At 33.5% G+C, this 20,656-nt stretch carries 23 protein-coding genes and 1 riboswitch; of the genes, 2 read left to right on the top strand and 21 right to left on the bottom strand.

Going from position 1 to position 20,656, the window contains the following annotated elements:
- Positions 1-10: 10 nt before the first annotated feature.
- The 9 genes from A3I1_RS0103565 to A3I1_RS0103525 all read right to left on the bottom strand — a co-directional run bounded on the left by A3I1_RS0103565 (position 11) and on the right by A3I1_RS0103525 (position 10,043).
- Positions 11-1,195, bottom strand: coding sequence for a pyridoxal phosphate-dependent aminotransferase (locus A3I1_RS0103565; RefSeq protein ID WP_018369938.1), 1,185 nt, complete (start codon positions 1,193-1,195; stop codon positions 11-13).
- Positions 1,196-1,312: 117 nt separating this feature from the next.
- Positions 1,313-3,778: a bifunctional DnaQ family exonuclease/ATP-dependent helicase gene (locus A3I1_RS0103560; RefSeq protein WP_018369937.1), complete on the bottom strand. Its 2,466-nt coding sequence runs from the start codon at positions 3,776-3,778 to the stop codon at positions 1,313-1,315.
- Positions 3,779-3,879: 101 nt separating this feature from the next.
- Positions 3,880-4,815 (bottom strand): manganese-dependent inorganic pyrophosphatase, encoded by a 936-nt coding sequence (locus tag A3I1_RS0103555; RefSeq protein ID WP_018369936.1) that lies wholly within the window; start codon positions 4,813-4,815, stop codon positions 3,880-3,882.
- Positions 4,816-4,944: 129 nt separating this feature from the next.
- Positions 4,945-5,733 (bottom strand): pyruvate formate-lyase-activating protein, encoded by a 789-nt coding sequence (gene pflA / locus A3I1_RS0103550; RefSeq protein WP_018369935.1) that lies wholly within the window; start codon positions 5,731-5,733, stop codon positions 4,945-4,947.
- A gap of 72 nt (positions 5,734-5,805) precedes the next feature.
- Entirely contained in the window at positions 5,806-7,140 is a 1,335-nt protein-coding gene (locus tag A3I1_RS0103545) for a hemolysin family protein (RefSeq protein ID WP_018369934.1), read from the bottom strand.
- 130 nt (positions 7,141-7,270) lie between these two features.
- A complete protein-coding gene (gene mnmM / locus A3I1_RS0103540) occupies positions 7,271-7,816 on the bottom strand; it encodes a tRNA 5-(aminomethyl)-2-thiouridylate-methyltransferase MnmM (protein ID WP_018369933.1) in 546 nt (181 codons plus the stop codon).
- Between the two features lie 122 nt (positions 7,817-7,938).
- Positions 7,939-8,592, bottom strand: a complete 654-nt coding sequence (locus tag A3I1_RS0103535) for a phosphatase PAP2 family protein (protein ID WP_018369932.1) — start codon at positions 8,590-8,592, stop codon at positions 7,939-7,941.
- Positions 8,589-9,152 carry an ECF transporter S component gene (locus A3I1_RS0103530; RefSeq protein ID WP_018369931.1) on the bottom strand — a complete coding sequence of 188 codons (564 nt, stop codon included), beginning with the start codon at positions 9,150-9,152 and terminating at the stop codon, positions 8,589-8,591. The genes A3I1_RS0103535 and A3I1_RS0103530 overlap by 4 nt, the downstream gene beginning before the upstream one ends.
- A gap of 65 nt (positions 9,153-9,217) precedes the next feature.
- A riboswitch (FMN riboswitch) is annotated at positions 9,218-9,342 on the bottom strand.
- A 158-nt stretch (positions 9,343-9,500) separates the two neighbouring features.
- Positions 9,501-10,043, bottom strand: a complete 543-nt coding sequence (locus A3I1_RS0103525; RefSeq protein ID WP_018369930.1) for a tRNA (cytidine(34)-2'-O)-methyltransferase — start codon at positions 10,041-10,043, stop codon at positions 9,501-9,503.
- A gap of 305 nt (positions 10,044-10,348) precedes the next feature.
- On the opposite strand from A3I1_RS0103525, the gene trkA reads away from it, so the two are divergent.
- Entirely contained in the window at positions 10,349-11,695 is a 1,347-nt protein-coding gene (trkA, locus tag A3I1_RS0103520) for a Trk system potassium transporter TrkA (RefSeq protein WP_018369929.1), read from the top strand.
- 3 nt (positions 11,696-11,698) lie between these two features.
- On the top strand, positions 11,699-13,138 hold the full coding sequence (locus A3I1_RS0103515; protein WP_018369928.1) for a TrkH family potassium uptake protein: 1,440 nt from the start codon (positions 11,699-11,701) through the stop codon (positions 13,136-13,138).
- Between the two features lie 51 nt (positions 13,139-13,189).
- Here the strand turns inward: A3I1_RS0103515 and yidD are convergent, their stop codons facing one another.
- From yidD to A3I1_RS0103455, 12 genes are all read right to left on the bottom strand, one after another.
- Positions 13,190-13,432, bottom strand: a complete 243-nt coding sequence (yidD, locus tag A3I1_RS0103510; RefSeq protein ID WP_018369927.1) for a membrane protein insertion efficiency factor YidD — start codon at positions 13,430-13,432, stop codon at positions 13,190-13,192.
- Positions 13,429-14,154 carry a pseudouridine synthase gene (locus tag A3I1_RS0103505; RefSeq protein ID WP_018369926.1) on the bottom strand — a complete coding sequence of 242 codons (726 nt, stop codon included), beginning with the start codon at positions 14,152-14,154 and terminating at the stop codon, positions 13,429-13,431. The genes yidD and A3I1_RS0103505 overlap by 4 nt, the downstream gene beginning before the upstream one ends.
- The gene (scpB, locus tag A3I1_RS0103500; RefSeq protein ID WP_018369925.1) at positions 14,144-14,728 is read right to left on the bottom strand and encodes an SMC-Scp complex subunit ScpB; all 585 of its coding nucleotides are present in this window, start codon (positions 14,726-14,728) and stop codon (positions 14,144-14,146) included. The genes A3I1_RS0103505 and scpB overlap by 11 nt, the downstream gene beginning before the upstream one ends.
- On the bottom strand, positions 14,725-15,432 hold the full coding sequence (locus tag A3I1_RS0103495) for a segregation/condensation protein A (RefSeq protein ID WP_018369924.1): 708 nt from the start codon (positions 15,430-15,432) through the stop codon (positions 14,725-14,727). The genes scpB and A3I1_RS0103495 overlap by 4 nt, the downstream gene beginning before the upstream one ends.
- On the bottom strand, positions 15,432-16,172 hold the full coding sequence (xerD, locus tag A3I1_RS0103490) for a site-specific tyrosine recombinase XerD (protein ID WP_018369923.1): 741 nt from the start codon (positions 16,170-16,172) through the stop codon (positions 15,432-15,434). Before xerD ends, A3I1_RS0103495 begins: the two co-directional genes overlap by 1 nt.
- Positions 16,169-16,630, bottom strand: coding sequence for a cyclic-di-AMP-binding protein CbpB (gene cbpB, locus A3I1_RS0103485; protein ID WP_018369922.1), 462 nt, complete (start codon positions 16,628-16,630; stop codon positions 16,169-16,171). Before cbpB ends, xerD begins: the two co-directional genes overlap by 4 nt.
- A complete protein-coding gene (locus A3I1_RS0103480) occupies positions 16,627-17,148 on the bottom strand; it encodes a metallophosphoesterase (protein ID WP_018369921.1) in 522 nt (173 codons plus the stop codon). The genes cbpB and A3I1_RS0103480 overlap by 4 nt, the downstream gene beginning before the upstream one ends.
- Positions 17,130-18,110, bottom strand: a complete 981-nt coding sequence (locus tag A3I1_RS0103475; RefSeq protein ID WP_018369920.1) for a nucleoside-triphosphate diphosphatase — start codon at positions 18,108-18,110, stop codon at positions 17,130-17,132. Before A3I1_RS0103475 ends, A3I1_RS0103480 begins: the two co-directional genes overlap by 19 nt.
- A complete protein-coding gene (gene racE / locus A3I1_RS0103470; RefSeq protein WP_018369919.1) occupies positions 18,107-18,901 on the bottom strand; it encodes a glutamate racemase in 795 nt (264 codons plus the stop codon). Before racE ends, A3I1_RS0103475 begins: the two co-directional genes overlap by 4 nt.
- 55 nt (positions 18,902-18,956) lie before the next feature.
- The gene (locus A3I1_RS0103465) at positions 18,957-19,202 is read right to left on the bottom strand and encodes a YneF family protein (protein WP_018369918.1); all 246 of its coding nucleotides are present in this window, start codon (positions 19,200-19,202) and stop codon (positions 18,957-18,959) included.
- A gap of 220 nt (positions 19,203-19,422) precedes the next feature.
- Entirely contained in the window at positions 19,423-20,109 is a 687-nt protein-coding gene (locus A3I1_RS0103460; RefSeq protein ID WP_018369917.1) for a Bax inhibitor-1/YccA family protein, read from the bottom strand.
- A gap of 16 nt (positions 20,110-20,125) precedes the next feature.
- Positions 20,126-20,599, bottom strand: a complete 474-nt coding sequence (locus A3I1_RS0103455) for an HD domain-containing protein (RefSeq protein ID WP_033376359.1) — start codon at positions 20,597-20,599, stop codon at positions 20,126-20,128.
- Between the last annotated feature and the right edge of the window lie 57 nt (positions 20,600-20,656).

Genomic DNA, 20,656 nt, shown 5'->3' with positions numbered 1-20,656 from the left:
TTTCTATCTTTTAGTTATTTTTCATAAAGGCTGTTAAGCGACGAACGCCTTCTTTGAGGGTTTCTAGGTCGGTGGCATAGCTTAAACGGACGTTTTCTGGGGCACCAAAGCCCTCTCCTGTTACTAAAGCAACACCTGCTTCTTCTAAAATGGCCATTGTAAAGTCTGTGACATTTTGATAGCCCTTTATTGCCATTGCCTTAGAGACGTTTGGAAACAGATAAAAAGCGCCTTGCGGTTTAACCACTTCAAAGCCAGGGACAGCTGCTAACTGAGGGTAAATGGTATTCAGACGTTCTTCAAAGGCTTGCCTCATCTCTTCAATCACATCTTGAGGGCCACTAAGGGCTTCAATGGCAGCATACTGAGCAACTGTTGTCGGATTTGAGGTGGTCTGTCCTAAAATTTTGCCCATAGCAGCAATAATCTCTGGCTGCCCAACCGCAAAACCAATCCGCCATCCTGTCATCGCATAGGTCTTTGAAACACCATTGACAACAATCGTTTGTTGCTTAATCTCATCACTAAGCGTTGAGATAGGTGTGAACTGAGCCCCATTGTAAACCAGCCTACCATAAATATCATCTGCTAAGATAAGAATGTCATTGTCAACCGCCCACTGACCTATGGCTAGAAGTTCGTCTTTATCATAAATCATTCCCGTTGGATTAGAAGGTGAGTTCAATAAAAGAACTTTTGTCTTCTTCGTTTTAACCGCTTCTAGCTCAGCCACCGTCACTTTAAAGTGATTGCTCTGTTTGGTAGGAATAATGATAGGAGAGCCTTGTGCCATCTTGATTTGATCGGCATAGCTCACCCAGTAAGGCGCAGGTATCAAAACCTCGTCAAAAGGATTAAGCACCGCCATGAAAAAACTATACAAGATAAATTTGGCACCAGTCCCTACGACAACCTCTGCCGTTGAAACCGAGTAGCCGTAGTGTGCTTTCATATAATCTCTGATTGCTTCTTTAAGAGCAACTAATCCTGAAGCTGGTGTATAAAAACTTGCTGCCCCATTTCTAATCGCTTCAATCGCTTTGTCTTGAATCGTTTGAGGGGTCACAAAATCAGGCTCGCCCAAGGTCAAATTGATGATATCACGTCCACTTGCCTGCAAGGCTTTAGCACGTGCGCCAGCTGCCAAAGTCACACTCTCAGACATGTTTAAGACACGATCTGATAATTTTACCATATCTCCTCCACGCTATTCTATCATTCTTTAATGGTCAAAAGTGATAAATAACTTTTTCACCATGATAATCTCATAATGATTTACTAAAAGTTCTCACCACTTATTTAACACTACCTATTATAGCAAAAAATCAGATAGTTCTGATAGGATTTCTTCAAAATTTTCTTCTCTAACGGGAGATTGCTTGGTTAAGGCATGACGAATTTGTTTGCCATAACGTTTAGTGACCACTCTATTATCTAAAATAATAACCGCAGAGCGTTGTGTTTGTCTACGATTGGTCCGTCCGATAGCCTGCTTTAATTTTAAAATAGCAACTGGCAAGGTATAATCATAGAACGGATTTTTCTTATTGTCTCTAAGGTAGCTTGCCATTTTTTTAGTGAAAAAATCCTCTGGATTATCAAACGGTAACCTTGTGATGACTGCTATCATTTTATCTTGGCTAGTAAAGTCAACCCCTTCCCAAAAACTGCCCGTTCCAAGGAGAACTTTACTTTCTCCATTGTCAAAACGTCGTTTTATATTACTAGCTAAACCATTTTTATACTGAGTCAGATGTTTGATATGATGCTCCTCCAAACGTTCCGAGACAGATAACATGACTTGTTTTGATGTAAATAAAACTAGCATCGGAACGTTTTTTCTGCTCAATGAGACTATTTTTTTAACCAATAAAGCCTCATAGGAAGCTAAGTTAGTTTTCTCATAGGGCTCTGCTTCTTTATCCAGCCAAATCTTTTGATTAAGACTGACGTCAACAGGCAAATAATCAAAGGTAACCTCATCAAAACCTAGTAAATCAGCGAGATTGACTTTTTTACTAATCGACAGTGTGGCTGATATAGCGTAGGTTTTCGTTTTCGGTGATAAATATTCTTGAAAACGTCTAAAGTCGGTCTGACCACCTCTGAGATAGGTGTCACGATGCGTCTCCAGTTGCTCACTCTCTAACCAAAAAACAGTTAAAGAGCCAAACAACAATTCCTTCAACTTGTCTAAATCATTATCAGGATATTCACTAATATCTTGTTTAAGTTGTATAAGCTGTTCTTCTTTTAGAAGGACTCTTTTTTTCTTGTAAAAATCCTCAACTAAATGGCTTAATTCAAATTGAAGACTCTCTAGTAATCTTTGTAAAATAAGTGGAGGCTCTTGTTGCAATTTTTTGTGAATGATTTGTAAGATTTTTGTGACATTCACCTTTTTTTGTGAGGTTCTTTCTAAAGCCAAAAAAAATTTTTGTGCTTCATCAATCACAAGAACCTTATTTTCTAAAAAGGACTTGTCATGTTCTAAGCGAGCAAGCAAATAAGCATGATTAGTGATAATAATTGATTTTTTGTGATAATTTTTTTCTATTTTACGCCAAAAATCAACATTAAAAAATGGAGACAAAGTATCAATATAGCCATCATGTTTTATCTCGTCAAAATATGCTTCAAAGCGTTGTTTTTGTTTAACTTCATCCAAATCACCCGTATCGGTTTCAAGTAACCAAACCAAGAGTTGCATTTTATAGCGGTTAATCAGACGATTATGGTCTTGTCGATGCAAGGTTTGATAAAAAACATCTAGTTTAAGATAATTTTGCGGGCTTTTGATGCTTTGACAATCAATATTAAAAGCTTCTTTAATGTTTTGACCTTCATTAACAACAATCTGGTCTTGTAGCACTTTAGTTGGCACACTGATAAGGAGTTGTTTACCATCAAGTCTTGGTAGAAGAGTCAAAAGGTAGCCGTAAGTTTTACCAATCCCTGCTTGTGCTTCAATAAAACTCGTTGTCGGCTCATCAAAGCGTTTTTCAATTAATTGCGCAAACTGTGATTGGATTGGGCGTTCATCCAAACCCAAATAATGACAATTGGTATCAAAGTCATGAGATAAGTGTTTTGGTTTAGCCATGGCTTGATCTTTTTTTAGTAGGATATCTGCCACTCTAATAAAATCTTTATCATCATAGGATGATTTTTCAGCAAGGATTTCTTTGATCACCAACTGGGATTCAAACAAGAGACTGTCTCCAAAACTCACTATTTTTTCAAGAGTTCTTTTAGGTAATTGACGCATTTTACTTCTTAATTTTAAGAATAATTCTGCGGTGGCAATGGCATCTGAGATGGCTGTATGGGCATTTGCCAAATTAAGAGACAAACTTTTAGCCAAAATAGGCAAACTATATTTTTCTAAGGTAGGGTAGAAAATTTGAGTTAATTCAACCGTATCAACACGTGGTGTCATTAATTCATACCCTTCCAAAAATAATTGTTCTGCTAAAAGATTAGCATCAAATTTCACATTGTGTGCTACAAAAATACAGTGTTCAAGTAACTCAAAGATTTCTTTTGCTACCTGTGAAAATTCAGGTGCCCTACTTAAGCGCTCATCTGTCAAACCTGTTAAAGCAACAATATGGTCATCCAATCTTTCATGAGGGTTAATATCTGTTTCATAGGTTTTGATAATAATGTCATCTTCAATAATGACGATGCCAACTTGAATAATGGAGGCAATTGTTCCTGCTGAGGTTGCTTCCAAATCTACAACGGCATATCTTGGCTTTTTTATCTCTTCTTTCATAATATCCCTATTATATCATAGACTTTAGTACTTTTCTAAAACTCCTACAATGTCTTTTCAAAATAAAAAACTCTAACAAAATCATTTGTTAGAGTTGATTTTTAACGATTAAAACTTTCAGTCAATTGTGGTACCACTTGTTTTTTACGAGAAACCGCCCCCTCAAGGAAGGCATGGTTGTCAACCAATTTGAAATTAAAGGCTGCTTCAATTTTATCTCTATTATTGCCAAGTGATAAAATTTCTGAATTAGAATTGATAATATCAGTAATCATCAAGACAAAATCAGAATAACCATTTGTAGCAATTGCTTTTTTGATAGCGTCTTCGATTTCTGCTTGACGTTCTAGGACATCAGCAATGTCGACTGTATTGACTTGAGCGACACGGACCTTATTGCCATTAAGTTCAAAAGTCTTAGCATCAATATCAATCAATTCTGCTGCTGTTTTACTTGCAAGATTAGTACCAGCCTTAAGCATTTGAAGCCCATATTCTTCTAAGTTAACTTCTGCAATGGCAGCCAGTTCTTTGGCAACACCATGGTCAATTTGGTGCGTTGTTGGGGATTTTAATAGCAAGGTATCTGAAATCAAGCCAGAAAGTAGCATTCCTGCAATATCTTTAGGGACAGAAATGTTATTTTCTTTAAACATGCGATAGGTAATCGTGCTAGCTGAACCTACTGGTTCTAAACGCATAAAGAGTGGATTAGCTGTTTCAAAATTAGCCACACGGTGGTGATCGACGACATAAACCACTTCAACATCTCGAATATCAGAGATAGATTGTTGAAATTCATTGTGGTCGGTTAGCATGACTTGAGTTGAACCTGCTTCTTTAGCAGAATAAACAACTTCAAGAGGTTTAACACCAAAATAATCTAAGGCAAAAGTTGTTTCTTCATTTGGTTCACCAAGAGCCACTGCCTTAGTGTCATAGCCGAATGCTTCTTTTGCTAGATAAGCAAAACCATAAGCAGAACCTATTGCGTCAGTATCAGGGTTTTGATGACCAAAAACTAAAATTTTAGACATAATTATTACCTCTTCTAATATCTTTTTCTAAATTCACTTTATTTTAGCAGAAAAATAAGAATATAGCAAAATGAGACACTCCCATTATTCAAAAACAAAAGAAGTTATTGTTAAACTTCTTTTTTCTTTTTAACCGTGAATACGTTTCATATATTCTTGATAGCTCTCTGTTTCCATCAACTCTTGTGCATTTTTAACACGATCTTTTGTCGGTGGTTTAACACCTGCTAATGGATATGGAAGCCCAAGTTCACGCCATTTGAATTCACCCATAGTATGATAAGGAAGAATTTCAAACTTATCAACATTTTTTAGAGTTTTCACAAATTTCCCAAGTTCAATTAAATCATCATCGATATCTGTTAGACCAGGCACCAAGACATGACGTATCCAAACGGGAATGTTTTTATCAGACAAATAACGGGCACAAGCAAGAATATTTTTGTTGCTCTGACTTGTCACAAAACGGTGAGTGTTATCATTAATTTCTTTAATATCTAATAAGACTAAATCTGTTACAGCAAGTAGTTTATCAAATATTTTATGGTATTCTGGTTTATCACGAAATGGTAGAGCACACGTATCTAAGGTACAATGGATACCCAATTTTTTAGCTTCTGTAAACAGAGCTGTGACAAATTCTATTTGAAGAAGAGCTTCACCACCACTAACAGTAATGCCTCCTTTTTTACCCCAAAAACCACGGTAACGAAGAGCTTCTTGTAAAACATCTTCCACTGTACGTTCTTTAGATTGATTGGTTTGCATCTCCCAAGTATCAGGGTTATGACAGTATTGACAACGCATTTTACAACCCTGCATGAAAATGATAAAACGTATCCCTGGACCGTCCACGGAACCAAAACTTTCTGTTGAATGTACCATGCCTGTTACTTTCCCATAATCAATAGTTGACATGTCATATCCCTTCTAATCTTATTTCTTTAACTCATTATACCATTTTTCAAGTAAAAAAGACTAGTTTTTGAACTAGTCTTTTTCGCTTGATTCAGGAATTTCTGTAATCATGATTTTTAATTTTGTTACCCTACCATCTCTTACTTTATCATTAACTAACACAAGATGCTTATCTTTTGAGTCAACATCAAAGAAACGTTTTTCATCAGGACTGGGAATGGTGCCAACTCCTGTTAAATAAAAACCAGCAATAGTATCCACATCATCACTTTCAAGACTTGTATCAAAATAATCATTGAATTCATTAATAGTCATAGTTCCAACAACAATATAGGTATTCTCAGCAATCTCTCGGACAAATTCTGATACCTTATCAGATTCATCATCAATTTCACCAACAATTTCTTCTAATAAATCTTCTAAAGTCACAAGTCCTGCAACTCCACCGTATTCATCTAATAGAATTGCCATTTGGTTTTGAGTGTTTCTTAGAGCACTTAATAAATCATCAACAAAAATAGTCTCGGGAACAAATAAAGGTTGCTGTAATATTCGACGGATATTAATATTTTCAAATCCTTCAGTAAAACCAGCTTTTAATAGTTTTTTTGTATGAATTAAACCAATAACCTTATCGCGGTCATCATCATAAACTGGTATTCTAGAAAATGATTCTTTCAAAATAGCTTTTATAATTTCTTGTGAATCATCATTGATATCAACCATGAAGGCATCAGTTCTAGGCACCATCAATTCACGCGCCATCATCTCATCAAGTGAAAAAACACCTTGAAGCATTTCAATCTCATCTGCATCTAGAGTTGCTTCACTTTTGGTTAGCATGTATTCAATCTCATCACGTGTCATTTGTTGATCAGCATCATCAAAGGTCATAGGTGTCATACGACTCAATAAATTAGTGCTCGCAGATAATAACCAAACAAAGGGACTAACCACTTTCCCTAAGAAAATAATGAAAGGGACAGCTGCTACTGCCAAATTTTCTTTCAAATTCATAGCAATACGTTTTGGATATAATTCACCTAAAACAATTGAGATATACGTTAGAAAAGTTAATGATATCATACCACCTATTGTTTGTGCAGATGGTAAATTGCCAAACCAAGAAGCAATGACTTTTCCTAATGAATCAGCCAACTTTGCTCCTGATAACAGCGTTAAAAGTGTAATACCAACTTGAATGGTAGACAAAAAGTTATTGGGGTTTTCTAAAATTTTTAGTAAACGCATGTATTTATGGTCGCCTTCGGCTGCTTTTTGTTCAACACGAGAACGGTTTAGTGAAACCAAAGCCATTTCACTGGCTGAGAAAAAGGCATTAAAAAGAGTCAAAACAATTAATAATAATAACTGTAATATTATCGATTGACTACTCGGGTCTTCCATTGTAATATCTCCTAATATTTTTAATATAGTCTATCCATTATATCATATTTCTTAAATAATGTATTAAAATCATCCTTTTAATTATCATTAAAAATTTTATCAAACCTATACTTCTAAAAACATTTGTTGATTATTCACTTCTTTTTTCAATCATAATTAAATAGGGAGGGTGATTGATTTGATTCATAGATTGGTAACGCATAATCGTATACTGCTTTTGAGACAAGTTTTTCAAAAATTGTTCCAAAGCCTCTTTCTCCAATTGACCACCCTCATGGCCATAATAAACCATTATAGAAACACGTCCACCTACCTTTAGTATATTAAAGGTTTTCTTTAGGGCTAAAATGGTTGATTCTGGTTTTGTGATGATGGTTTTATCAGCTTTTGGAAGGTAGCCTAAATTAAAAATGGCCGCATCAATCTCGCTCACATAATTATCTATATTTTCATGACTATCTAAAATTAAGTGAACACGATTAATATTCAATTGGGAAAGCTTTGCTTTTGTAGTTTTAATAGCTATTTCTTGAATATCAAAGGCATATACTTCTTTAGCATGTTTAGCAAGAAAAAGGGTATCGTAGCCATTTCCCATTGTTGCATCAATTGCAATGCTTTGGTGGGTGAGAATCTCTGCTAAAAAATCATGAGATAGCTGAATAGGACTTTTCATAGTTTAACCTCAATAGATATGGTAAATAATTATTATAAAAAATAATGAAAGATATCTATCTTCATTCTTAATATAAAAAACTATTCTCTAAATTAGCAAAGAATAGAATTTAAAGTGGACTATCATTTTTGAAGACCTTTAAATCGCCATTTAAATCGCCATTCATCATAATAGGGAAAAATAAGATTTAAACAACCAAAAGCTAATAACCAACCACCTAGTATATCACTTGGATAGTGAACGCCTAAGTAAATGCGTGATAAAGATACAACAATAATTAAACTAGCTAGTAATAAGAGAACTAGTTTTTTCATATAACTATCTTTTAAACGTTGTTGACAGATAATAAAGAGACCACCAAAAATAAGAAGGGAACCAGTCGCATGACCACTTGGGAAAGAAAAACCGTGTTCGACTATCAAGTGAGGAATACTGGGACGCTCACGAATATATAAATTTTTTAAAATGATAATTAAAAGACCTGCTAAACTCCCATTCAAAAGCATAAAAAAGCCTTCAATTTTCCATTTTTTCCAAAAATAAAAAAATAAAAATAAAACTACTACAATAATAACTTGTGACAAAACATTTCCAATAATTGTAATATGGCTTAAAAAAAGAGTGGCTAATTGGGGTAAACTCCTTCTTAATACAGTTTGAATTGTCGTATCAAAGGTGATAAGTGTTTGAGGGAAAAATTTAACGAGATAACCCAACATCACAAAAAAAAGTAAGCTAAAAGAAGCTGTTAGTAAGTGTTGCTGTTTTTGTTTCATACTTTATAAGTCTCCAAAAACGATTTCAGTGATAGGTATATAATACCAAAGCTCATAGAAAATAAGATTCCTTGAATAATATTAAATGGAATTACCATTGCTACAATATATTTACTAATCCCAATAAATTGCCCGATATCAAAATTAGCAAAGGTAGCATACAAGGGAATAGCATAAAAAATATTTAAAATAATCATTGCAAGGGTTAGCAGTATTGTTGCCCATACACTTGAAATAATGTAGGTTTTACGTGATTTTTGCTGATTCCAATAAAAAGCAAAAACTAAGACAAATACGCCAGTAGCAACCAGATTCATAGGTAATCCAATTAAATCATTAACACCAGTATTATATAAGAAAAATTTTAAAAATGTTCTTAACAATAAAATAATGTACGCTGATTTTAAATTAAAAATAACAAGTCCAATTAAAACAGGAATAATACTAAAATCAATTTTTAAAAATTCTGCCCCCGGAATAATAGGAAAGTTAAGGAGCATCAATATAAAAGAAAGAGCTCCTAAGATAGCCATATAGGCTAATTGTTTTGTTTTTATCATAAAAAAATCCTCCAATTTTTTCAAATTGAAAGAAGTCACAAAGAGTTGTTAGAGATAAAAAAACCCTTCGTCTTCTTCCATCCAGACTTTACTGTCGGTTGTGGAATCTCACCACATCAGCTTTCGCTCACGGACTTCTAGTATACTAGTCACCGCCGGTCGGGAGTTACACCCTGCCCTGAAGACATCCTTATCATATCAAAAAAAAAAAAAAATTAGCAAGATATGGTACTTTGACAGTGATTTTTAAAAATAATTTTTAAAATAAAAGAATCAGATTTAAAATCTAATTCATTAAAAAATTTTTATTTGATGTTATTTTCAACACACGACATGCTAATCCATTGTTTATTTTAATTTATCTTTTGGATAGTGATGACTTAATTCTAAGCCAGCAAATTGTTGTTGACGTAAAGCCTCATAAACAATTAAACAAACAGTATTTGACAAATTAAGGCTCCTAACATGTTCATCATTCATCGGAACACGTAAAGCTTTTTGGGCATGACAACGCATAAAAGATTCGGGAAGTCCCTTATCTTCTCTTCCAAACATAAAATAATGAGTTCCATCATCGTCATAAGACACTTCAGAATATATTTTTTCAGCAAACTTAGTGATTAAATGAAGTTTACCATCACACTTTGCCATAAAGTCTTCTAGACTATCATAGAAAAAAACAGTTAGTTTATCCCAATAATCAAGCCCAGCTCGTTTCATTTTCTTATCATCAATTGGAAAACCCATCGGTTGGATAATATGAAGAGGAACGTTTGTTGCTGCACAAGTTCTTGCGATATTTCCTGTATTTGCTGGAATTTGTGGCTCAAATAAAACGATATGATTTTTAGCTGATACTTCTTCTTTTTGCAATTCTAATGATATTACCATCTCAATTTTTCCTTTTTTTATTGATAATAAAAAACCACGAAACCCGGAGTCTAGGCTCGGCAGATATCGTGGTTGATGGTGACTCACAGACTTAAATCACAACAGATCTGATTTAAATCAGTGAATGGTACTATTAGTATAGCACTTTAAGAGTATTTGTCAATAATTGTCTCTAAAAAATTTCATTTAAAATTTTTTGAAGTTACCAATTTTTCATGTTAAATACAATTGCTTTAAATTTCCTATAAAAAGATGATATTTTTGTAAAAAAAAGGTATGATAGATACTATATATTGGAGGTTATCATGAGAATAATTGTCGTTGGTGGCGGTAAAGTAGGTGCGGCACTATGTCGTTCCTTAGTTGAAGAAAACCACAACGTTATTTTAATCGAACAAAAAGAAACTGTTTTAGCTCAAGTTGTTAAACGTAATGATATTATTGGTATTATTGGTAATGGTGCTAATTTTAAAATATTAGAACAAGCTGATGTCGCTAATTGTGATATTTTTATTTCTATTACTGATAAAGATGAAGTGAATATGATTGCTGCTAGTTTAGCTAAAAAAATGGGGGCAAAAAAAACAATTGTTAGAGTTAGAAATCCTGAATACTCAAATACTTATTTTAAGGAAAAAAATTTCTTGGGGTTCTCACTTTTAGTTAATCCAGAGCTTCTTACTGCTCGCTATATAGCAAATGCTGTTGACTTTCCAAATGCACTTTCTGTAGAACATTTTGTTAGTGGCAGAATTATGCTAATGGCTTTTAAAATCAAAAACAATAGTGTCTTATCTAATATGACTTTGTCACAATTTCGAAAGAAATTCCAAAATATCGTTATTTGTGCAATTGAGCGTGACAAGCAAATTATCATTCCTGATGGTGAGGTTACTATTTTAAAGCAAGATAAGATATATGTTACTGGAAATCGCCAAGAAATGATTGCTTTTCACGATTTCCTCAAAAAAAGAATTGTTAAAAATCTTATGATTATTGGTGCAGGAAAAGTTGCTTATTACCTGCTCACTCTTTTAAAAGAAACTAAAATTAACATTAAATTAATTGAAATCAATCCCAAGAGAGCAGAATTATTCAGTGAAGATTTTCCAAATATTCATATTGTTCAAGGAGACGGCACCACTAAAAACCTTCTTTTAGAAGAACGCGCCGATCATTATGATGCTGTCGCTACTTTAACTGGTGTTGATGAGGAAAATATTGTTGCTTCAATGTTTTTAGACTCTCTTGGTGTTCAAAAAAATATCACCAAAGTCAATCGGACAAGTCTTCTAGAAATTATAAAGGGTGAAGAATTTTCAACTATTGTGACACCTAAGGCCATTGCGGTTGATACTATTATGCATTTTATTCGTGGTCGCGTTAATGCTCAGCACTCTAATTTAGATGCTATGCATCATATTGCAAATGGTCGTATTGAGACTCTACAATTTGAAATCCGAGAAAATAATCGCATGGCAGGTCAAACTCTCTCTTCAATTAAGCTAAAAAAGAATGTTTTAATTGCTGCTATTATCCGCAAAGGTAAAAACATCTACCCAACAGGTGAGGATATTTTCCAAGTTGGCGATAAAATTGTTGTCATCACTCTTCTTAATAATGCTAATAATATCTATGACTTGTTGAGGTAAATAATGAATAAAAGTATGGTACGTTTTTTATTAGCAAGACTTCTTATCATTGAAGCTGTCTTATTACTTGTTCCCTTAGGAGTTGCCTTTGTCTATAAGGAATCAATGACTGTCATCTCTAGTTTTTTAATTACCATGGCAATTTTATTAATCATTGGTGGAGTGGGTTGCCTTTCTAAACCGAAAAATTTTAGAATTTATACCAAGGAAGGATTTCTCATTGTTGCATTATGTTGGATGCTTTGGGCAATTTTTGGAGCACTGCCTTTTGTTCTTTCTGGTCAAATTCCTAACTACATTGATGCTTTTTTTGAAACCAGTTCTGGTTTTACAACAACAGGTGCAACCATTTTAAATGATACTGCTTTGCTATCTCCTTCTCTACTATTTTGGCGAAGTTTTACTCATCTTATTGGTGGAATGGGAGTGCTTGTTTTTGCTCTTGCAATAATGGAAAACAGTAAGAATAGCCATCTAGAAGTTATGAGAGCAGAAGTTCCTGGACCAATCTTTGGCAAGGTTGTTTCCAAATTAAAAAATACGGCACAGATTCTTTATATCATCTATCTGATTATGTTTGCCATTTTAACCTTAATCTTATGGTGGGCTGGTCTTCCTTTATTTGATAGTATTATTACAGCTATGGGAACGGCTGGTACTGGTGGTTTTGCCGTTTATAATGACAGCATTGCCCACTATAACAGCTCTCTTATTACAAATATTGTTTCTGTCGGTATGTTACTATTTGGAATTAATTTCAATCTTTATTATTTATTACTTATTGGCAAAGTAAAACATTTTTTTAAGGATGAGGAATTAAAAACCTATCTCTTAATCATTTCCATTGCTGTTGGTCTTCTTTTCTTAAATGTAGGGGGGTTATATGCTTCAACACAAGAAGCTTTTGAAAGGATTTTCTTTCAAGTATCAACAACCTTAACATCAACTGGTTTTGGATTAAATGATGTCACCTTTTGGCCATTATTTTCTCAAATCATCCTTTTATTTCTCATGTTTATTGGAGGCTCAGCAGGCTCTACTGCTGGTGGATTTAAGGTGATGCGGATACTCATTCTCTTAAAAATTGCATATAATCAAATGCTTTTAAATCTCTATCCAAATCGCATTGTTTCACTACATATCAATGATGAGGTATTGGATAAGAAAACACAACATAGTATTCTAAGATACTTTGTTATTTACGTAATGATTTTTATTAGCCTTGTTTTATTGATTAGCATTGATAATAATCAACTCATGATTGTCGTTAGTGCAGTTGCAAGTATCTTGAATAATATCGGACCAATGCTTGGAACATCTGAAAATTTCTCTATTTTTAGTCCCTTCTCAAAGATACTTTTGTCTTTAGCCATGATTGCTGGACGCTTAGAATTATACCCCATGTTATTACTCTTTTCAGCAAAAACTTGGTCAAAACAATAAAAAGCATCTTCTTCAAAACGAGGAAGATGCTTTTTATTTTATAAATTCTCATTAATCAATATTTTTTTTTCGCTTCAAACTAAAATAATCTGGCACACTATCTTTTCCACCTTCAACAAAAGGATGACAACGGAAAATTCTTGAAATCCCCATTAATACACCTTTTATACCATGTTTTTCAATAGCTATAATCATGTATTGAGAACAGGTTGGTTGATACCGACAAGAGGGTGGGAAAAGTGGTGAAATAAATGTTTGATAGCATCTCACTAATAAAATTAATAATTTTTTCATTTGATATGATTCATGGCAGCATTATGCAACTGACTAATTTCCTTTTTATTTAAACGACGTGACTCTCCAGGACGAAGTCCAGTTAAATCTAATGTGCCAAAACGTGTTCTTGAGAGTTTATCTACAGGTAAACCAACTGATTCGAACATTTTTTTTACTTGGTGATGACGACCTTCATGGATGATTAATTCAACTACAGAACGATTCTTGTCACGATCAACTTTTATAATATTGTATCTAGCTGGCTTAGTTTTTTTACCATCAATTACAACACCTCTTGTTAAGGGACGTAAATTTTCTTTGTTAGCTAGACCTTTAACACGGGCAACATAAACTTTATCAATTTCGTTTCTAGGATGAATCATTTTATCAGTAAAATCTCCATCATTGGTTAGAATGATAAGACCAGTTGTATCCCAATCTAGACGACCAACAGGATAAATACGCTCTTTTACCTCAGGAAGTAAATCAAGAACTGTTTTTCGTCCTTTATCATCTGAAACACTTGAAATGACACCTCTTGGTTTATTTAAAAGATAATATACTTTTTCCTCATTGTAAATAGGACTGCCATCAATTTCCACTTGGTCATGAACTTTAATAGTAGTGGCAAGATCTGTTACCACTTTACCATTTACAGTAACATGACCTGATGTTACCAATTCTTCAGCTTTTCGTCTGCTGGTAATACCAGCATGTGCAATATATTTATTAATTCTCATTATTATTTCCTAGTTCTTCTAGCGATATAGACTCTTTAAAAAGAGTTACTTCTTCTTCTTTCAATGCAATTGTTGAGGCATCGGGTAATTCAGTAATGTCATTTATTCCCATGAAATCTAGGAAATAATCTGTTGTAACATAAAGATTTGGTCGACCAATCACCTCTTTTTTTCCATCTTCTCGGATTAAATTATAGGCTTGTAGCTTAGTAATTACACTACTAGAATTAACTCCTCTAATATCATCAATTTCAATACGAGTAATAGGTTGTTTATAGGCAATAATCGATAACACTTCAAGACTGGCTCTAGATAAACTTTGATTGATTGGTGTTTTGGCAAATTCTCGTAACAAATCAGCAAAGATATCCTTTGTCACTATTTTATAGCTATTTGAGGATTCTATCAAACATAAGCCACTATTATCATCTTCCATATACTTTTGAGACAATTTTTCTAATTGTTGCTTTAAAGTTGATGGTGTTACTTCTAAAAAGAGTGATAACTGTCTTAAACTAAGCCCTTCTTCACCAGCAACAAATAGTAATGCTTCTATTTTTGATAAATACGTCATGCTTTCCCCCTTACCAACACAACATCACCAAAATTTTCTTCTTGTTTCACAGCAATACTTTGAACCTTAATTAATTCTAACATGGCCAGAAATATAGTAACCATTTCATTAATATTATGACTTTCTTCAAATAATTCTCTTAAGGTAATCTTGTGAAAGGTTGTCATTTTTTCTTCTATAAAAGTCATCATATCTTCAATACGAAAATCATCTCTTTCAATAGTTGTATGAGTATTTTTAATCTGCCTTTGTTTTTCAGCCATAATAGTGGAAAAAGCTAAGTAGATATCAAGCACCGACTTGTCATGATTTAAGGTCATATCCTCATAAATCAATTCTTGCTTGGGTTTTGAAAAATATAAAGCCCTTTTTTGATGCTTTTCAGCCATTTTTTGACTCAGTTCTTTAAACTGACGGTATTCCTCAATCTGTTGCAATAATAATTGTTCAGGATCTTCATCTGTTGGCGTCTCTTCAACAACCTTAGGCAGTAATCGACGGCTTTTTATCACCATCAACTGACTCGCCATCACCATATAATCACCAGCAATTTCCAATTTCATCACTTGTAGTGTCTTGATATAGGCAAGGTATTGTTCTATAACATCAACAATAGGAACATCATATACGTCCATTTGATATTTCAAGACCAGATGAAGCAAGAGGTCCAAAGGACCCTCAAAATCTTTTAATTTTATATCCATTAGTGTTTATAATACTTTTCTAGAGTTGTTGTTGTTTTTAATCCCAATTGCTTTGCTAGCGTATAGCTATCAACGCCTCTGTTTATTTCCTTCAAAATATACTGTCTTCTAAGTGTTTGAGCACTCATTGATGAACAAGCAATCGATGATAAAAAGATAGTTAGTTGATTAAATAACCACTGTCTTGAATAGGGCTTTCCATGATTATCAAAAAGATACTCATTTGAGAGCCTCCCTTCAAGATAAACAATTAAATCGTCTGGTAGGTCTTGTATCCTTCGATGTTGGTCTTTTTTAATGGTTATCACTTTAAAGTCAAGTGATATATCTTCTGATTTGATTGCTAACAATTCACTAGGTAAAAGTCCCAAAGAAACAATCATTAATGCTATCAATTGACCATCAAGATAGTTGGACTGATCATAAAACAAAGAAAAATTCTCAAATAGCTTTTCAGATTGCTCCCTTATACTAAATTGTCTAATTTTTTTTAATTTCAAAAAAGTATCGATATGGCCGTTTTCATATAGGAAATATAAAAACTGATTAACCACCGACTGCTTTCTTTTTTGAACAGACATTGTTAAAGTTAAGAGATAATCTTGATATAGATGAAGTTTATCACTTGTCACCTTTTCTCCAACCATTGTTATAAACTGTTGCAGGTCATATTGGTAGGCCATTTTTGAGTTCACTGATAATTTTTTACTAGATAAAAAATGATTAATTAGTGCTTTCATTTCTTTTTAATCTCATATGTCGCAGTAAAATTATGTAACAAGCTATTGATTGCTTTCAAAATAGATTTCCTAGTAATAATTCCCATAAAGGTTTGGTCATCAGTGACAACCGGTAAGAAAGAAGAATCAACAAGCTGGTGCATAATATCTGTTAAATTGGCAGATATTGAAATCGTCTTAATCCGTTTATTGACCATATTTGAAATATCAAGACGAGCTAACTCATCAACATCTAATTGGTGTTCTGATTGGTATTTTATAATATCAGAAACACTAATCGTACCGACATATTTTCTATCTTTGGTTATAACTGGTACACGAGAAAAACCATTACTAGCTAATACCAACATGACATGATCTGTGTTATGAGTATCAATAAAGATAGCAAGATCCTTTGCAGGTGTTAAATAAGTATCAGCATAATCAATTAAATAATTTTCAAATTCTGTAGCAATCATCGCTTAAATTCCTTTGATAATGATGGGTAAATTTCGTGGTTACGTGTGAGGTAATCAACTTTAATTGTTTGGTCATTAATAGTTACTTTAGCATATAACTGCTCATTAATCTCACCACGAGGTTGTAACACACTACCAGGGTTAATAAACAAGATTTGTTCATTTTCCCAAGCCGCTGGTCGATGTAAGTGACCATACAAACAAATATTAGCATTTACTTCTTGAGCAAACCAGTTTAGTCTGTCCCAACCAAAATTAATTCCATATAGGTGTCCATGAGTTTGTGCAATAGTAATATCTGAAAGCTTGGTGATTAAATTTTCTGGATAGCCACTATCATAATCACAATTGCCTCTGACCACCTTAATACCATTCCAGACAGGGTCTGAAGAAGGTAGCTCAGAATCCCCATTATGAAAAATAACATCAACTTTTCCCAAGTATTTTGTTTTAATGTTCTCAATAATATCTCTATCGCCATGAGAGTCACTCATAACAATTAGCGTGAGTTCTGCCATTTAGAGAAAACCTCCATTAGTTTCTTAACAGCCTGACCTCTGTGGGAAATCATATTCTTTTCTTCTGCAGAAAGTTCTGCTGCTGTTTTTCCTGTTTCACCAACAAGAAATAAGGGATCATAACCAAAGCCATTTTTACCTTTAGGCACATGTGCAATATAGCCATTCCAATCCGCCTCTACTATCAATGTTTGTTTATGAGGCGCAGCAACAGCAAGTGTTGTGTGAAATTGTGCTGCTCTATCTTTTAATTCCAATACCATAGCCATCTCATGTAATAATTTAGCATTATTTCGACTGTCAGTGGCTTCACTTCCAGAAAATCTAGCTGACCAAACACCAGGTAATCCCCCCAAAACATCAACTTTTAAACCTGAGTCATCAGCCAAAACCATTTTCCCAGTGATTTTTGAAATAGTTTCTGCTTTTAATCGAGCATTTTCTTCAAAAGTTGTTCCAGTTTCTTCCACTTCTGGTAATTCTGGGTAATCATCTAAATTTTCAACTCTAAAACCTAGTTGCCCAAATAATTTTTCAAACTCTTTAGTTTTTCCTTTATTTCTCGTAGCAATTAAAATACTTTCACCAAGATTTTCATAAGAAAAATTATCCTTACCAAAAAAATCTTCAAGTAATATTCCTTTTGGTGGCACATAAACTGACAAGAGTTTAGCATGTTCTAAAAGTATAAATGCTCCTCTATGATTGATAACTGACAAGGATTTGTTGAAATAATCATTTACCATATCAACAATAAATGTCAGTAAGCTAATTTCAGAGGAAAATTTAATGATATGAAGTTGCAAACCTCTTAAGTCTTCTTGTCTAAAAAATTTTGTAATCATCAGACTAATCTCACTAAAAATATCTTCAGACTCAAAACTAGTGATCTCAGTCTTTTCTCCCCACTTGCCAACATACCAATCGTCCTTGGTTTGGTAATTATAATTTTTTTGATTCATATCTCTACATGCTCCACTTTAACTAATAACTGCAACCACTCTTCAGCAATAACTTTGAAGCTATCTTTGTTTGCTGTCGTATAAAATTGGTGATTTCTTATTTCTTTGTCTCTTTGATGGTTAATATCAAAATAATTCAGTAAAACAGAAATATCACGAACACATTCAGCACCACTATCAATTAATTTTACTTTTTTTCCCATAACATTTTGAATAATAGGACGTAATAAAGGATAATGGGTACACCCTAAAACGAGGGTGTCTACTTGTCCCACCATAGATGAAAGTGTTTCATATACAACTTTTTTTGCTATACTAGAGGTCAGCTCATTAGCTTCAACTAAAGGGACAAAAGTGGGACAAGCTAAACTTTTCACTTTCATTTGTGGTGCTAAAGCTGTAATTTTTTCTCGATATATATCTGATGAAATGGTCATTTCAGTACCAATGACACCAATTTTACCAGAGGAAGTATTTTTAATAGCTGCACTAGAACCAGGTAAAATGACGCCCAAAACAGGTATATCTAAATTTGATTTCACTTCCTGCCAAGCCACTGCAGTAGCTGTATTGCAGGCAAAAACAATCATCTTAACATTTTTGGTAAGTAAAAAATCGACCATCTCCCAAGTGAACGTTCTGATTTGTTCGGCAGATCTTGATCCATAAGGGGCTCTTTTAGAATCACCAATATAGACAACTTCTTCGTGGGGGAGCTGTCTTAGAAGTTCTTTAACAACCGTTAAACCGCCAACACCTGAATCTAAAAAGCCAATTGGTCTATTATCCATATCTATCTTCTTTCTAAAATAAGACTAGGCAAACCCAGTCTTATCTAAAAGATTATTATTTCTTTTTAGCCTTTAATTTGGCTGCTTTTTGTTGTTTATTCATTTGACGGACAACTTGTTGGACTTTTGCTTCACTAGGTTTTTGCCCCATTTGACTCATCATTGTTCGAATAAGATCCTCATTTAACGGTGGGTTTTCTTCTAAATATTTTTCCATTTGTTTGCGGGCAATAAAAGTGCCTCCTACTAGTCCAGCCAATAAGGCAACCATAACTATTATAATCCAAATCGTTGTAGACATATATTCTCTTTTCTCCTCATTTTTTTACTTTTTTATTATAGCAAAATAGACTAGTTTTTACAAATCTTCTTAATCTAAATTATTCCTTTTCAAAACCATCATATTTATATATCATAACGTAATTAAAGTTTCTTTTACTAAGGTTTACATAGTTAAAATAAAAACATTTGATAAAACAAAATGTCTTACCAAATGATTTTATCTGATAAAAGTTTTTATCTTAACGTCTTCTACCAAAAATCCTTAATAAACTAATAAATAAATTGATGAAATCAAGGTAAAGACTTAAAGCAAGTGATACTGCCCAGCCATCTAAAACCTGTCCATTACTTTCTTCGTAGATACGTTTAATCCGTTGATTATCATAAGCAATAAGACCAGAAAAGATAATAACTGATACCATACTGATCACTAAACTAAGTGGACCACTTGCTAAAAACATATTAACAATGCTCGTAATGATTAAACCAATTAAGGCAGCAATTAAGGCTTTACCCATACCAGATAAATCTTTTTTAGTCACGCGACCAATAATAGCCATGACAAAGAACAAAATGGATGATGATACAAAAGCAGCTACAACAGCTGTTGGGTCATATTGGACAACAATAAAGCTTAATGTGAAGCCATTTAAAGCCGAATAAATTAAAAATAATGGTAGCGCTAATGGACTATTTTGACGTGCGACACTAGCTGCCCAAAAAACTAAGCCAAGCTCAATAGCCATTGCACCAAAATAAATCATTGGCTGATTAACCAAAATATCGACAAAAGTATCAGTAAATATATATAGCATTCCAGCAGATACAATAGCGGATAGTAAAATACCCATGCCAACCAATCCATAAACTTTAGCAAAAAAGTGATTTAAGCCTGTCTGAGTTTCCGTATAGATTTTATTATTCATAACAATCTCCTTTTCTTTAGTTGTGTGGACTACTTAATGTTTTGCGTTTTAAAAAATGCCATTTTTTTAAATATAAACGTAGTGGTGTAATAGCTTCCTTTACAGCCCAATATTTGTCAACCATAGTCACAATGTAGCCTTCTTTATATTTAGGTGGCGCAATAGTTGCTCCCCACATGTGTTTTAAAATAATGTCTTCTTCCTTTTTATTAAGGGTTGTAATTTTTCGAGCATTTCTCACAGCTATTCTTGGATGAACCCAAGCATGGCTCTTATTAAATTTTGTCACACGCCAGTCATAGTAGAAAAAATCATGAAGTAAAGCTCCTCTAGCAGTACTTTTTGCATCCCAGCCCAATTTTTTAGCCATTTGATAACTGGTATAGCTGACATTAATAGAATGTTCAAATCGTGTTGAAAAATGATGTTGCCTAATCGCTTCTAATTTTTTAAATCTCGGATGCTCAATCAAATGACCAATATAGGCCATAAATTCTCTATCTTTTTGATAATTTTTTTTATCCAATTTCTCACCTCTTTCAAATAT

This window comes from Streptococcus marimammalium DSM 18627 (assembly GCF_000380045.1).
Taxonomy (GTDB): domain Bacteria; phylum Bacillota; class Bacilli; order Lactobacillales; family Streptococcaceae; genus Streptococcus; species Streptococcus marimammalium.
This window is presented reverse-complemented; position numbering and strand designations above follow the sequence as displayed.

What these genes read in the sequence shown, in the direction of transcription:
- A3I1_RS0103565 (WP_018369938.1), bottom strand. Translation starts at nt 1,195, where the DNA reads ATGGTAAAATTATCAGATCGTGTCTTAAACATGTCTGAGAGTGTGACT.
- A3I1_RS0103560 (WP_018369937.1), bottom strand. Translation starts at nt 3,778, where the DNA reads ATGAAAGAAGAGATAAAAAAGCCAAGATATGCCGTTGTAGATTTGGAA.
- A3I1_RS0103555 (WP_018369936.1), bottom strand. Translation starts at nt 4,815, where the DNA reads ATGTCTAAAATTTTAGTTTTTGGTCATCAAAACCCTGATACTGACGCA.
- pflA (WP_018369935.1), bottom strand. Translation starts at nt 5,733, where the DNA reads ATGTCAACTATTGATTATGGGAAAGTAACAGGCATGGTACATTCAACA.
- A3I1_RS0103545 (WP_018369934.1), bottom strand. Translation starts at nt 7,140, where the DNA reads ATGGAAGACCCGAGTAGTCAATCGATAATATTACAGTTATTATTATTA.
- mnmM (WP_018369933.1), bottom strand. Translation starts at nt 7,816, where the DNA reads ATGAAAAGTCCTATTCAGCTATCTCATGATTTTTTAGCAGAGATTCTC.
- A3I1_RS0103535 (WP_018369932.1), bottom strand. Translation starts at nt 8,592, where the DNA reads ATGAAACAAAAACAGCAACACTTACTAACAGCTTCTTTTAGCTTACTT.
- A3I1_RS0103530 (WP_018369931.1), bottom strand. Translation starts at nt 9,152, where the DNA reads ATGATAAAAACAAAACAATTAGCCTATATGGCTATCTTAGGAGCTCTT.
- A3I1_RS0103525 (WP_018369930.1), bottom strand. Translation starts at nt 10,043, where the DNA reads ATGGTAATATCATTAGAATTGCAAAAAGAAGAAGTATCAGCTAAAAAT.
- trkA (WP_018369929.1), top strand. Translation starts at nt 10,349, where the DNA reads ATGAGAATAATTGTCGTTGGTGGCGGTAAAGTAGGTGCGGCACTATGT.
- A3I1_RS0103515 (WP_018369928.1), top strand. Translation starts at nt 11,699, where the DNA reads ATGAATAAAAGTATGGTACGTTTTTTATTAGCAAGACTTCTTATCATT.
- yidD (WP_018369927.1), bottom strand. Translation starts at nt 13,432, where the DNA reads ATGAAAAAATTATTAATTTTATTAGTGAGATGCTATCAAACATTTATT.
- A3I1_RS0103505 (WP_018369926.1), bottom strand. Translation starts at nt 14,154, where the DNA reads ATGAGAATTAATAAATATATTGCACATGCTGGTATTACCAGCAGACGA.
- scpB (WP_018369925.1), bottom strand. Translation starts at nt 14,728, where the DNA reads ATGACGTATTTATCAAAAATAGAAGCATTACTATTTGTTGCTGGTGAA.
- A3I1_RS0103495 (WP_018369924.1), bottom strand. Translation starts at nt 15,432, where the DNA reads ATGGATATAAAATTAAAAGATTTTGAGGGTCCTTTGGACCTCTTGCTT.
- xerD (WP_018369923.1), bottom strand. Translation starts at nt 16,172, where the DNA reads ATGAAAGCACTAATTAATCATTTTTTATCTAGTAAAAAATTATCAGTG.
- cbpB (WP_018369922.1), bottom strand. Translation starts at nt 16,630, where the DNA reads ATGATTGCTACAGAATTTGAAAATTATTTAATTGATTATGCTGATACT.
- A3I1_RS0103480 (WP_018369921.1), bottom strand. Translation starts at nt 17,148, where the DNA reads ATGGCAGAACTCACGCTAATTGTTATGAGTGACTCTCATGGCGATAGA.
- A3I1_RS0103475 (WP_018369920.1), bottom strand. Translation starts at nt 18,110, where the DNA reads ATGAATCAAAAAAATTATAATTACCAAACCAAGGACGATTGGTATGTT.
- racE (WP_018369919.1), bottom strand. Translation starts at nt 18,901, where the DNA reads ATGGATAATAGACCAATTGGCTTTTTAGATTCAGGTGTTGGCGGTTTA.
- A3I1_RS0103465 (WP_018369918.1), bottom strand. Translation starts at nt 19,202, where the DNA reads ATGTCTACAACGATTTGGATTATAATAGTTATGGTTGCCTTATTGGCT.
- A3I1_RS0103460 (WP_018369917.1), bottom strand. Translation starts at nt 20,109, where the DNA reads ATGAATAATAAAATCTATACGGAAACTCAGACAGGCTTAAATCACTTT.
- A3I1_RS0103455 (WP_033376359.1), bottom strand. Translation starts at nt 20,599, where the DNA reads ATGGCCTATATTGGTCATTTGATTGAGCATCCGAGATTTAAAAAATTA.